Raw genomic sequence first — 13,552 nt, forward strand, 5'->3', positions numbered from 1 at the left:
TTAATCTTTTCTATTATATCATTAAAAGTCTTCTTGTGGGACAAGATGGTGCTGAAAAGCATAAACAACTGCCTGAGTGCGGTCGCTCACCTCCAATTTGGACAGGATATTGGAGACATGAGTCTTGACCGTTTTGAGGGAAATGAAGAGCTCATCTGCAATCCGTTGATTTTCATAACCCTTGGCCAAAAGCCCTAAAATATCACGCTCACGAGCTGTCAAATCCTCATGGAGCTCGATATGGTTACGATGGTACTCCACTTTCTTGCTGACCTCTGTTTCAATGGCAAATTCTCCCTTGGCCACTTTTTTGACGGCACGGAGAATTTCTTCAGCGCTGGAAGTCTTAAGCATATACCCGTGAGCCCCTGCATCCAGAACAGGATAAATTTTTTCATTATCCAGATAGGAAGTCAAAATCAGAATTTTTGCTTCTGGCCACTCTTTTAAAATGGCCAGTGTCGCTTCAATCCCATTCATCTCAGGCATGACAATATCCATGATAATCACATCCGGACGACTTGCCAAAGCTTGCTCAACGCCTTCTTTACCATTGACTGCTTCAGATACTTCTGCTATATCCTCTTGCAGTTCCAGATAACTTTTCAATCCCAATCTGACCATCTGGTGGTCATCCACTAACAATATCTTCATGATCTTCTCCTTCTAGTAAAGGTATCGTGATTTCAATAGAAAGACCTTTTCTGGGGGCAGTCAAAAGCTTAAAGGTACCCGCCATATCCCGTACACGGTCTTCCATATTTTTCAAGCCGTAGCTGAGTTCATCCTGAGCCAGCGGATCAAAACCAACGCCATTATCAGATACCTTGATTTTAAGTTCATTAGGTGCCTGATAGAGGTAAATATCCAACCGACTGGCCTGGGCATGCCGCAGTGTGTTGTTGATAATTTCCTGCATGATTCTGAAGACATGCTCCTCCATCTGTTTGGGTAGATGCCCAACCTGATGATTGAAGTGAACATCAATGTCGCTTTTATCAGTCAGCTCCTTGATAATCACATCCATACCTTCGATCAGAGTCTTATTTTCCAACTCTGTAGGTCGTAGGTGGAGCAGGAGAATCCGCAAATCCTTCTGGGCTGTGTCCAGAATATCTGCAATCCCCTTGAGCTGCTTTTGCAGTTTTTGTCCATCGAGCCGTTCTACATTTCCAGCCACTCCTGAAAGAATCATATTGGCTGCAAATAATTCCTGACTGACAGTATCGTGCAAATCACGCGCAATCCGCCGCCGTTCTTTTTCGATAATTTTCTCTTCTGTCTGCAGGGTTTGGTTTTCAGACTTCTGGAGATTCTCTGTTAAACGGTGCAGCCTTCTCTCGAGCTGATGCAGAGAACGATCCAACTCGGGTTGGTCTGTCGGCTCCAGCCTCCGTCCATCTAGCAAATGCCGAAGATTTTTTTGCACATTGGCTACCGACAGATATTGTATCAAGCGAGCCGCAATCACAATCAGAATAGTCAGTGATAAACCGATAATCACAACAAAGAATACAAAAGACTGCAACAGCTCCAAATCATTAAAGAGCTCCTGCCAAGTGAAATCAAAAATATTAAAAATATAATGAAAGATGATAAATAAGACAAAGAAAGTATAGAGGAGAATGAGAAAATAATTTGATTTCTTCACTTTCTGACAACCTCCACATTTCCTAAGAAGCTGACGAGGACAATCTTCACTGTCTTATTGGCTCGTTTATAGTCTGGTGTCGTCAGCGAAATGGTTTCGTTGCGCATCTTGCGAGATGGATGATGCAGAAAGTTCAGCTCCCCGTAGAGAGTGTTGATTTGCAGCTGAATTTCTACATCCAGCGGCACAATAATCTTGGTATCGCCAAAACCTTTTCGAATGACAATGACATTATCATGGTTGACCAAAATCACGTCTTCCAAATGAATGGTGTCTTTCCCAACGATACGCAAAAGATTGATGTCATGAAATTGACAGCTGTCCTTAGAAAAATGCTGCAGGTCCCCCAACCAGCGATTTTTTTCACTCTGAATTTCCACATCTTCTTCATAAACGAGATGGGTTTCTTGATTTTCCTTATAGATATAAGGATAGGCAACAATCATCCCATAAACCAGCGCGAATAAAAGGGCAGCAATGACGTAGGGATTGAGCATGATAATGAAAAACAGCATAATCATAGAAGCGACCAGCAGAAAATTCCCTTTTTGCTTGCCGAAGTAATAATAGAGCAGCAGCAAAAAAAGGACCAAGATAATGACAACTCGTGAAAAATCAGCTGCCAACATGGTAACCAATGCCATAGATAATAAGACTGTTTCAACAAAGACAAATAATTGAACCTTCCACATAGCCGTTTCCTTTCTCTACCTTCCTATTTTAACAAAATTAAAGCAAAAAACCTCCGTCCAAGGCATGAAATGGGGAAATTTGTCCAGCAAAAAAGAAAAAAACATTCCTTTCAAGCTAGAAAGCTTAAAAGGAATGGTCTTTTATCATTGATGTTCTGAAGAACTAGAACTACTAGAATGACTTTCATCATCGGATGATGAACTGTTTTTAGAGCTGCTAGATGATGACGAGCTAGATGACGATGGTGTCGTTGCTTCTGTCACGTAAAGAGTGATTTTTTCATTTGACTTGAGGTCAATTGTCTGACCTGCCGCTGGTGACTGGGAAGTTACCAAGTCTGCCTGAGTCGAAGTGACCGAACGGTCAACAACTCGCTCAATTCGGGAAGAAGAAATTCCCATTTGGATCAAGTAAGACCGTGCATTAGCGTAGGTGTACTGCATGCTGCCAAAGTCAGGCATGGACACACTAGTTACTTCTTTCGCCACTGTCAGCTTGATCTTATGATTAGAAGTCAAATTATAGGTCGAACCAGCTGCCGGTGACTGGCGAATGACCTGACCTGGCTCGTACTCGTCCGATTCCTCCTCAACAATCTCAATCAATTTCTCAGAAACATTATAGTTTGTTTTCAGATTTTCAACTACGGCTGATTTTGCTTGACCGACATAATCTTCCATCACAAAGGTCTTTGGTCCCTTAGAAATAATCAGATCAATCTTGCTGCCTTCGCGGCGCTGACTGTTAGCCTGTGGATCGGTTTTAATAACTTTGCCAGATTCGACATTGTCGCTGTATTCTTCCTTTTCCTCTCCGACAACCAGCTTCTTAGCTTCAATAGCGGAGCGAGCCTCTGCTACAGTCTGGCCTGAAACATCTGGCACGCTGGTGTTAGACGGGCTGTTATAGAGAAGGACCACAAAGGCGGCCAAAACCAATAGGACTGCAAAGAAAAGAACCTTATAACGCGTTCTCAAACGACGTTTCTTTGGAGCTTTCTTAACCGCATCAGATGTCGCTTCCTTGACTTCAGCCGCTTCCGCTTTAGGCGGGGTAGACTTAACAGGTGGAACTGCCGGCTGAGGTACAGGTGAGATTTTTGGCAAGGTCTTGGTGTCTGCTTTCGCAACATCATCAAAGACCAATTTCTTTTCATTGCGGCGCTCATAAGATAAGCTGCTGGACAAGTCAACATACATCTCTGCAACCGACTGATAACGATCCGTCAGTTTTTTGGCTGTTGCCTTAATGACCACATTTTCCAAGGCCTGAGGCACATTAGGATTTTCAGAAATGATTGATGGCAGCGGCTTTTGGAAATGCTGCAGGGCAATCGTAACGGCGCTATCCCCATCATAAGGAATGTGACCAGTCAGCATCTCATAAAAAATAATCCCCATCGCATAAATATCACTCTGAACAGTTGCTTTAGAGCCACGTGCCTGCTCAGGCGATAGATAATGAACTGAGCCTAGCATTGAGTTAGTCTGAGTCAGACTTGTCTCCGCAAAGGCCACCGCAATTCCAAAGTCTGTTACCTTGGCATTGCCATCTGGGGTTAAGAGGACATTTTGTGGTTTCAGGTCACGATGGACAATACCGCGTGTATGCGCTAAGCGCATTGCCAGCAAGATTTGTCCCATGATTCTGACTGCTTCTTCATTTGAAATCGGAGAATTCTCTTTGATATAGCGCTTGAGGTCAAGACCCGCCACGTATTCCATAGCCAGATACTGCTGGCCGTCTTCTTCTCCAATATCAGTGATCCGAACGATGTGCGGATGGTCCAAGTCAGCCATCGCCTTAGCTTCCCGCTGGAAACGCGCGACAGCGATAGGATCTGTCTGGTAATTGGTCCTAAGAACCTTTACCGCAACTTCCTCACCATCCAAAATCAAGTCCTTGGCCAGATAGACATCTGCCATGCCTCCGCGGCCAATCTGCTTGATGATTTTATATCGCCCGGCAAAGATTTTGCCGATTTGAATCATGCCTTATCCTCCTTGTCAAAGCGAACCAGAGCAACTGTGATGTTATCCAGTCCTCCAGCATTGTTGGCAAAGCGAATTAAGGTTTGTGTTTTTTCAGACAGGCTGATGTCGCTAGTGACAATGTCACAAATTTCACTGTCTGAAATCATATTGGTCAGACCGTCACTGTTGAGCAGAAGGTAGTCACCATCTTCCAAGGTAATCATGCCATAGTCAGGCTGTACTTCGTCTTTTTGACCAATAGACTGGGTAATGATATTCTTCTGCGGATGACGCTCTGCTTCTTCTGGAGTAATCTGTCCAGCTTTCAATAAAGCATTAACAAGCGAGTGATCATTGGTCAGCTGGCGGTATTCATCACCGCGAATCAAGCCAATGCGAGAATCGCCGATATGGGCATAGATGGCTTGATTATCAATGATAGCCAAGGCTTCCAAAGTCGTGCCCATGCCCTTGTATTCTTCATCTTGACCAAATTGATGAATGCGCTGATTTTCCTCTTCCAAGTGCTCCGCAAACCATTCACGTACTTGATTCACCGAATCAATCTGTGTATCAACCCAGGCAGCTCCTAAGTCTGTCACAGCCATTTCACTGGCAATATTTCCAGCTCTGTGGCCGCCCATACCATCTGCCAAGATGATCAGGGTCTTGCCAGCCCGATTTACAAAAAGATTGGCATAATCTTGGTTATTTGTACGCTTTTGACCAACATCTGTTAATAATGAAATTTCCATACTGTCAGTTTCCTCCTCTTATTCCGATATCTTCCTAAATTGACTGATAAAAAATCCGTCGCTTTCATATAATTCCGGCGTAATCAAGATACAGCCGTCTTTGACGATATCTTTTCTTTCATGGTCTAATAAGACTTGCTCAAAATTCGGATGACTGGCCAAGAATTTCTCGACAACCTCAAAATTCTCCTTGGCCATGATTGTGCAAGTACTATAAGCTATTATACCACCTTTACGTAGACTTTGACAAACGCTGTCTAGTATATCCAGCTGAATTTTTTGTAAATTCTCAAAATCTGCATTTTCTTTATTATATTTTATATCTGGTTTGCGACGAATTAAGCCAATACCTGAGCAAGGAGCGTCCACTAAGATTTTATCGAAAGTATTTGGGCCAAAAGTCTCAAATACCTTGGTCGCGTCCAGCTTTTTAGTGGTGATTTTATCAGCCAAGCCCAGTCTTTTTGCATTTTCTTCTACGAGCTCTAACTTATGATCGTAGAGGTCCAAGGCTGTAATGTGGCCACTCGTCAGATAAGAAGCCATGTGGACAGTCTTGCCGCCCGGTGCACTGCAGGCATCCAAAATCTCCTCCCCCCCTTCGATGGCTAGAGTCGGAGCCACCAGCTGGCTAGACTCATCCTGAATCGTAATCGCTCCGCTTTCAAAGAGCTGATGCCCAGCAAAATGCCCCTGTTTCTTAACCAAGGCTGACGGAGACAAGAGCGAGTCCTCAACCCCTAAAAGCTGACGAAGCTCTGCCTTGCGCAACATATCCGTCACGCGAATGCTGGCCTTGCTGCGAACAAAGAGACTGGCAAAGATAGCTAGAGCTCTTTCTTCGCCATACTCTTCTATCAATGCTTTGACCAGCCAGACCGGCAGAGAATACTGGATCGAATAGCGCTTGTTTTTGCGCTTGATTGTTTCAAAATCAGCTACACCCTCACGCTCAATCCTACGTAACAAAGCATTGACAAATTTTTCGCTGCCGCGCTTACGGATTTTCGCAATTTCAACAGTCTCATGAACAACTGCGTGCTGAGGGATTTTGTCCAGATAGAGCATCTGATACAGGCTGAGCATAAGCAGAATGTAGAGCCAGTTATCTAATTTGTCCCTATCCTCAATCAGATGGGATAAATACCATTCCAGAGTGATTTTCCGAGCAACTGTGCCGTAAACCAGCTCTGTTACCAGACCTTTATCTGCTTGGCTCAGCGGACTTTGACTCAGAGCTCGGTTTAAGGCAATATTGGAATAGGCTCCTTCTTCAAAAACTTCTTCCAAAATTTCCAAGGCCTGCCAACGGGCCGTTTTTTGCTTACTTTCCAAAAGTATCTCCTATGGACAGGCTGCGGCCTAGTCCATTCAAAAAATCAACGATAGCCATCTTGGGCTTACCAGCAGGCTGAACTGTCTTCAGCGAGAGAGCTCCCTGACCAGCTGCGATCACCAGTTCTTTTTTACTAATAGACAATATCTGTCCCGGCTGACCGCTGCCAGCTGCCATATCTGCTTGGTAAATCTTAAAACGTTGCCCTTGCAGCAAGGTATGAGCTACCGGCCAAGGATACATGCCGCGAATTTGATTGAAAATTTGCCGGTTTGTTTTGCTCCAGTCTATCCGCTCTTCTTCTGGGCTGATATTCGGAGAAAAAGTGACCTGGCTAGGATCCTGCGGCTGAGGTGTAATCTGCCCTGCCCTATAAGCTGGTAGAACATCCAATAACAGATCTCGACCGATAAGCGCCAATTTTTCAAAGAGAGTTCCGACATTGTCTGTCTCTTCAATCGGCGTCGCCTTGCTGGCTATCATGTCTCCGGCATCCATTTCCTTGACCATTTCCATAATCGTAACACCCGCCTGCTCATCGCCGTTGATCAAAGCGTAGTGAATAGGCGCACCACCTCGGTATTTAGGCAGCAAAGAGGCATGAACATTTACCGCAAAGTCAACACTGTCCAGCAAGCGGCTAGGCAAAAACTGCCCAAAAGCAGCTGTGACAATACCATCTGCTTCTAAGTTCATCAACTCCTCTAAATCCGAGCTTTGTGCCAGCTTTTCCGGTTGATAAACCGGCAGCTTGTATTCCAAGGCCAATTCTTTTACTGGAGTCATGCGTATCTCTCTTTTACGGCCGACCGCACGGTCCGGCTGCGTCACCACGGCTAACACTTGGTATTGACCGCTATCCAGCACCCCTTTTAAGACAGTCGCTGAGAAGTCCGGCGTTCCCATAAATATTATTTTCATCATTTTTAACTATTGATTCCTTCTTTGTTCCTTCCCTTATTATATCAGAAGTCGCCTGCAACTACCTTAATCTCGGCTAAAAAGCTTTACATAAAATTTTGTGGTTCATTATCAATTGTCAGGCGTAAATCTTTATTGTCTCGATTCTGTGTCCAGTCCAAGACTTGATTTAGTGTCGCCTGCAGCTTGTCTTCAAAGCGATATTTGAGCAAAATCTGATAATGATAGAGATTGTGGGTGCGGGCAATGGGCTTCGGAGTTGGACCTAGGATTTGCACTTTTTCTGACAGACCTCTCCGCAGAATATCCATAACCTCATAGGCTTTTCGCACTGCTGTCTCTTCGTCCTTGTGCGACAGAGTCAGGCCGACCGTAAAGTAATAAGGCGGATAGCCTAGCTGCCGGCGGATTCCCATTTCATAAGTATAAAAACCTTCATAATCCTGCTGCTTGGCAAATTCAATGGCATAATGATGAGGATTGTAGGACTGGATAAAGACCTGACCAGCCTTTTCAGCCCGACCAGCACGGCCAGCCACCTGAGTCAGCAGCTGGAAAGTTCGCTCTGAAGAGCGAAAGTCCGGTAGATTAAGAGCAGTATCCGCATTGAGTACACCAACTAGCGTCACGTTTGGAAAATCCAATCCCTTGGCAATCATCTGGGTGCCTAAGAGAATATCTGCCTGACCCTGACCAAAGCTTTCTAAAATGGCTTCATGACTGCCTTTCTTACGGGTCGTATCTACATCCATCCGCAAAATGCGAGCCTGGGGAAAGAGCTGAACCAACTCATCATAAGCTTTCTGTGTCCCAGTACCATAATAGCGAATGCTGCGGCTGGCACAGTTAGGACAAGACTGAGGAATGTTCTTAGTAAAACCACAGTAGTGGCAGTTCATGGTCTTGGTGTCCATATGCAGGGTTAGAGAAATATCACAGTTAGGACAGCTATCAACGGTCCCACATTCTCGACACATAACAAAGCTGGAATAACCCCGCCTATTGAGCATGAGAACCGTCTGCTCTCCCTTATCCAGACGATCTTGAATTGCCTCTAGCAAGACTGGAGTGAAATTACTGGCCTCATGCTGTCCGATATAATCCCGGAAATCCACCACTTCCACTTGGGGAATCTGCGCCAGAGGATTTGCACGCTTGCTGAGCAGCTGAAAATCATAGACACCACGGCTTGCTCGAGCACGGCTCTCCAAGCTCGGAGTCGCCGAACCCAGCACTAAAACAGCTTGATTGTACTGAGCTCGCAGGAGAGCCACCTCTCTGGCATGATAGCGGGGATTAGAATCCTGCTTGTAGGAGGATTCATGCTCTTCATCAATGATGATGGCTCCAATATTTGTCAGCGGAGCAAAAATAGCTGAACGCGCGCCGACAACAACCTGAGCAGCTCCTCGCTCCACCTTGCGCCATTCATCATATTTCTCACCGTCAGACAGACCTGAATGCAAAATTGCAACTTGGTCGCCAAATCTAGAAATAAAGCGATCAGTAACCTGCGGAGTCAGAGAAATCTCTGGAACCATCATGATAGCGGTCTTGCCTTGGGCCAGTGCCTCTGCGATGACCTGCAGGTAAACTTCGGTCTTCCCGCTGCCAGTAACCCCTTCTAAGAGGACTGGCTGAGAATGACTCTGACCAATTTTCTGAGTGATTGCCACAACCGCTGCGGCCTGTTCATCGTTTAAGGTCAGACTTTGCTGCTGCCGCTCCTTTTGGAAATAAGCAGCAGAACGGCTGATTTCTCTATCTTCTATGCTAATTAGATTTTCTTTGATAAAGTAATTAATAATATCGCGCGAAAAGTTTTCTCGCAAATCAGCCAAGAGACGGCTATCTTTCTGCTCTAGCAAGACTTCTTTTAATTCTTGTTTTTTCTTAGCCTTTCGGGGAAGATCATGATTTTGCAGAGTAGTATGATTGACCTGATACCATTTCTCAGTCTTAATATGCTTCTTGTCCGTCGCCTGATACTCCAGTCGAATGCGGCCAGTCTGAGTCATTCGCATCAGTTTAGCCTGGCTTTTCTTGTCCAAATCAGAAAAGCGAAGGCTGTCTTCCTGTCCAAAGATAGCTGAACGTTCCTCATCATTCAGCAGCTCCGTCGGATAGAGCAGTTTATCATAACTTGAGTTGAGAAGACTAGGCAGCATGGCCTTTAAAAGGGTAATCTTATAGGAAAAGACCGACTTGCGCAGTTCGTCCGCCATCCAGAGCTGTTCCTGATTCAGCACTGGCCTGAAATCAAGGACTTCCGCAATTTCCTTCAGCTCTTCTTGGCCTCCCGTCTCATCAAAGCCGACCACAATCCCCTGAATCAGGCGATTTCCCTGCCCAAAAGGGACATGGACCCGCATGCCAGCCGTTAGCATTCCAGCAAACTCTTCTGGAATAGCATAACTATAGGGCTTGTCCGTCTGCATCAGAGGAACATCCACAATAATCTTTGCTAACTTCACATTCTCACCCCACTTTCCTAAACGTCATTACAGAAAAAATAAGATTGAGCATCCCCAACCTTAAATCTTCTCACCTTCTTCTTTTTCTTTAGCGATTTGCTCTTTAATCTTGCGTTCTTCTTCTTCCTTACGCAGGCGCTCTTCTTCTGCCCGACGGCGAACTGCTTCGCGCTTGCCATCTGGATCTGGATGGATGACCACGTTGCCGGATTCAATTTCTTCCAAAGCACGAAGAGTGGATTTGACAGACTTGAATTCCTGCGTAGCGGGAGCTCCAGCTTCAAGCTCATGAGCGCGCTTAGCTTCTAAAATAACCAAGGAATATTTTGACGGAACCTTGTCCAGCAAAGTGTCAATAGACGGTTTTAACATCATAATTTTCTACCTAATTTCTAACTTTCTATCGAATAATCGTTTCATTTTTGGGAAGCATGTCCTGATAACGGCCGATAACACGGTCTACTCGGAAATGCTCTGCTTCAATCACGCGCTTGACACGGTCGGCAGCCAGCGGCACCTGATCATTGACAATGGCATAATCATACTCGCGCATAAGGGCAATTTCTTCTTTGGCCTTTTCAATGCGCTGGGCGATAATCTCAGCACTGTCTGTCCCACGCCCGACCAAGCGGTCTTTGAGTTCTTCTAAGTCTGGAGGAGTCAAAAAAATAAAGACGGCATCTGGAACTTTTTTCTTGACTTGCAAAGCTCCCTGAACCTCAATCTCTAGGAAGACATCAATACCTTTATCCAGCGTTTCATTGACATAAGTCAGAGGCGTACCGTAGTAGTTTCCTACATACTCTGCATACTCCAGCATCTGTCCCTGACGAATCAGCTCTTCAAACTCCTCGCGAGTGCGGAAGAAATAGTCAACTCCATCCACTTCACCTGGACGCTGCGGACGAGTCGTCATGGATACCGAGTACTGGAATTGGTTATCAGTGCTTTCAAAAATTTCTCGTCTAACAGTCCCTTTTCCTACACCAGAGGGACCAGAAAAGACGATTAGTAAGCCTCGTTCCGTCATCATGTCTCCTTCACAGTCTTTCTATCTAGTGTAACAAAATTAGGCTGATATTTCAAGAGGATAGGAAGAAATGTATGTGTCTAGAGTTTTGAGAAAATAGAAAAATAAGCAAGCAAGCATACGGAAAACCAAATAGACCAGCAGAAAATTCAAGAAAAAAGCAATCTGTTACCAGACTGCATTTCTTCTTTATTTTGCGTAGTCAACGGCACGCATCTCACGGATAACCGTTACCTTGATATTGCCTGGATATTCCAAGTTGTTTTCGATCTTTTCACGAACATCGTGAGCCAAAATCGTAATCTTGTCATCCTTAATCTTGTCTGGCTGAACCATAATCCGGATTTCCCGGCCAGCTTGTAAAGCAAAGCTGTTCTTGACACCCTTGAAGCTATTAGCGATTTCTTCCAAATCTTGGAGACGCTTGATATAGCTTTCCAGAGATTCACTACGAGCACCTGGCCGAGCGGCACTGAGAGCGTCTGCTGCAGCTACGATAACAGCAATGACACTTTCTGCTTCCACATCCCCGTGGTGGCTGGCAATCGTATTAACAACGATTGGATGCTCCTTGTACTTACGAGCAAGTTCTGTCCCGATTTCCACGTGGCTACCTTCAACCTCACGGTCGATAGACTTGCCAATATCATGGAGGAATCCAGCACGGCGAGCTAAATTGGCATTTTCACCAAGCTCACCAGCGATGATACCGGAAAGTTTGGCAACCTCAATAGAGTGCCGAAGGACGTTCTGACCATAAGAAGTACGGAACTGTAAGCGACCCATAATCTTCATCAAATCAGGATGCAGGTTAGGTGCTCCAATTTCATAAGCTGCGGCTTCTCCGTACTCACGGATGCGATTGTCAATTTCCAGACGGTTCTTCTCAACCAACTCCTCGATGCGAGCTGGGTGAATACGACCGTCTTTCAAGAGTGCTTCCATGGTCATACGAGCAATCTCCCGGCGAATCGGATCAAAACCTGAGAGAGTGACTACTTCAGGCGTATCATCAATGATGACATCAATACCAGTCAGACTTTCAAAAGTCCGGATATTGCGACCTTCACGACCAATAATCCGACCCTTCATACTGTCATCTGGCAGATGTACCGTTGAGTTGGTTTGCTCAGCGACATAATCACCGGCAATACGCTGCATGGCTTGGACCAAGATATTCTTCGCAACCTTGTCAGACCGCTCTTTGATATCTTGCTCAGCATCCCGAATTCTAGTCGCAATCTCTTTAGAAAGCTTGTCCTCGGTCTGCGTCAAAATAATATCACGCGCTTCTGTCTGCGATAGCGAAGCAACTCGCTCCAGCTCTGCCGCCTTCTGCTTTTCAAGTTCCGCTACTTGTTCTTCACGCGCATCAATGTGTTTAGATTTATCTGAGAGACTTTGTTCTTTTTGCTCCAAAGCCTTTTCTTTGTTGCTTAAATTATCGTCTTTGCGGTCAAGGGTGGAAGCACGCTCTGTCAAGCGGCTTTCGATTTGTTTCAACTCTTGACGTTCAGACTTAAATTCTGCATCAACTTGTTCACGATATTTTCTGGCTTCTTCCTTTGCCTCCAAAAGTGCTTCTTTTTTAAGCGAACTTGTTTCCCGCTTGGCTTCTTTGACAATCAAATCAGCTTCGCGTTCAGCCTGTCCACGTAAATTGGTTGCTTCTTGTTCAGCATTTAAAAGAGTAAGCTCTGCAGCTTCTTTAGATGATTTCATCTTAGCTGAGACGCTTACATATCCAATCACTAAACCAATGATGGCAGCAAAAACAGACATAATTATAGGAAATAGGTCCATGTTTTTACTCCAAATCTATTTAATTGTTGAATTCAAAATTCCATACTATTCTATCACAAATCTAAAAAATTCACAAACCTATTTTTTGAAATTCAAGAAAGCTTTTGTCCAATTTTTAGAGACAAAATCATCAAAGTTTGTAGAAGCCTGAGCACCAAAACTCTTTTCAAACCATAAGCAAGATTATTCAAACTTTTCATTTTCCTAAAACTTGAACTTTATTCCCAAATAAAAATTTTTTATGCTATAATCAGAGAAGAAAAGGTGTCTATGAGATAGGCTTTTTCTTCACTAACAAGACAAACTTATGGCTTGATATCACTAGAAAAACCTTCTCGCACCCGCTACATTGTAAAGGAGAAACCATGTCTAAAGAAGTTATCGTTGAAAGCTTTGAGCTGGATCACACCATTGTCAAAGCACCTTATGTTCGTCTCATCGGAGAGGAAACTGGTCCTAAAGGAGACATCATTTCCAATTTTGATATCCGTTTGGTTCAGCCCAATGAAGATTCCATTCCGACTGCTGGCCTGCATACCATCGAGCACCTGCTGGCTATGCTGATTCGCAAGCGCATTGATGGTATGATTGACTGCTCACCTTTTGGCTGTCGCACTGGTTTTCACATGATTATGTGGGGCCAACACAGCTCCAGCCAGATTGCTCAGGTCATCAAATCCTGTCTGGAAGAAATCGCTGAGTCAACTAGCTGGGAAGATGTCCCTGGAACAACCATTGAATCCTGCGGAAACTACAAGGATCACAGTCTTTTCTCAGCCAAAGAATGGGCCAAACTTATTCTCAGCCAAGGAATCTCAGATGATGCCTTTGAACGCCATGTGATTTAAAACAAAAAAGTTCTCGAAATTGAGAACTTTTTTTGTGCATGTATAATGGAATCCATAAACAAACTAGA

The 13,552-nt window shown here is 44.6% G+C and carries 12 protein-coding genes; 1 reads left to right on the forward strand and 11 read right to left on the reverse strand.

Translation table 11 applies throughout. From position 1 onward, the window contains the following. Positions 1–21 precede the first annotated feature (21 nt). The 11 genes from SSV_RS08565 to SSV_RS08615 form a co-directional block, all read right to left on the reverse strand. On the reverse strand, positions 22–654 hold the full coding sequence (locus tag SSV_RS08565; RefSeq protein ID WP_002920048.1) for a response regulator transcription factor: 633 nt from the start codon (positions 652–654) through the stop codon (positions 22–24). Next, positions 632–1,651, reverse strand: coding sequence for an envelope stress sensor histidine kinase LiaS (locus tag SSV_RS08570; protein WP_072074474.1), 1,020 nt, complete (start codon positions 1,649–1,651; stop codon positions 632–634). Before SSV_RS08570 ends, SSV_RS08565 begins: the two co-directional genes overlap by 23 nt. Next, positions 1,648–2,343 carry a cell wall-active antibiotics response protein LiaF gene (liaF, locus tag SSV_RS08575; RefSeq protein WP_072074475.1) on the reverse strand — a complete coding sequence of 232 codons (696 nt, stop codon included), beginning with the start codon at positions 2,341–2,343 and terminating at the stop codon, positions 1,648–1,650. The genes SSV_RS08570 and liaF overlap by 4 nt, the downstream gene beginning before the upstream one ends. A 144-nt stretch (positions 2,344–2,487) precedes the next feature. Further along, entirely contained in the window at positions 2,488–4,335 is a 1,848-nt protein-coding gene (gene pknB / locus SSV_RS08580; protein WP_072074476.1) for a Stk1 family PASTA domain-containing Ser/Thr kinase, read from the reverse strand. Beyond that, on the reverse strand, positions 4,332–5,072 hold the full coding sequence (locus tag SSV_RS08585; protein ID WP_002903268.1) for a Stp1/IreP family PP2C-type Ser/Thr phosphatase: 741 nt from the start codon (positions 5,070–5,072) through the stop codon (positions 4,332–4,334). The genes pknB and SSV_RS08585 overlap by 4 nt, the downstream gene beginning before the upstream one ends. 18 nt (positions 5,073–5,090) lie before the next feature. Continuing rightward, positions 5,091–6,407 (reverse strand): 16S rRNA (cytosine(967)-C(5))-methyltransferase RsmB, encoded by a 1,317-nt coding sequence (gene rsmB / locus SSV_RS08590; protein WP_072074477.1) that lies wholly within the window; start codon positions 6,405–6,407, stop codon positions 5,091–5,093. Next, the gene (fmt, locus tag SSV_RS08595) at positions 6,397–7,332 is read right to left on the reverse strand and encodes a methionyl-tRNA formyltransferase (RefSeq protein WP_072074478.1); all 936 of its coding nucleotides are present in this window, start codon (positions 7,330–7,332) and stop codon (positions 6,397–6,399) included. Before fmt ends, rsmB begins: the two co-directional genes overlap by 11 nt. Positions 7,333–7,415: 83 nt before the next feature. Next, positions 7,416–9,803, reverse strand: coding sequence for a primosomal protein N' (locus tag SSV_RS08600; protein WP_072074479.1), 2,388 nt, complete (start codon positions 9,801–9,803; stop codon positions 7,416–7,418). 60 nt (positions 9,804–9,863) lie between these two features. Then, on the reverse strand, positions 9,864–10,178 hold the full coding sequence (rpoZ, locus tag SSV_RS08605; protein WP_072074480.1) for a DNA-directed RNA polymerase subunit omega: 315 nt from the start codon (positions 10,176–10,178) through the stop codon (positions 9,864–9,866). Positions 10,179–10,203: 25 nt separating this feature from the next. Continuing rightward, on the reverse strand, positions 10,204–10,836 hold the full coding sequence (gene gmk, locus SSV_RS08610) for a guanylate kinase (RefSeq protein ID WP_002893505.1): 633 nt from the start codon (positions 10,834–10,836) through the stop codon (positions 10,204–10,206). A 186-nt stretch (positions 10,837–11,022) separates the two neighbouring features. Beyond that, on the reverse strand, positions 11,023–12,636 hold the full coding sequence (locus tag SSV_RS08615) for a ribonuclease Y (RefSeq protein ID WP_072074481.1): 1,614 nt from the start codon (positions 12,634–12,636) through the stop codon (positions 11,023–11,025). A 365-nt stretch (positions 12,637–13,001) separates the two neighbouring features. Here SSV_RS08615 and SSV_RS08620 point away from each other — a divergent pair, with 365 nt between their 5' ends. Further along, a complete protein-coding gene (locus tag SSV_RS08620) occupies positions 13,002–13,484 on the forward strand; it encodes an S-ribosylhomocysteine lyase (protein ID WP_002893508.1) in 483 nt (160 codons plus the stop codon). Positions 13,485–13,552 lie beyond the last annotated feature (68 nt).

The sequence above is a fragment of the Streptococcus sanguinis genome, from assembly GCF_001078705.1.
Taxonomy (GTDB): domain Bacteria; phylum Bacillota; class Bacilli; order Lactobacillales; family Streptococcaceae; genus Streptococcus; species Streptococcus sanguinis_D.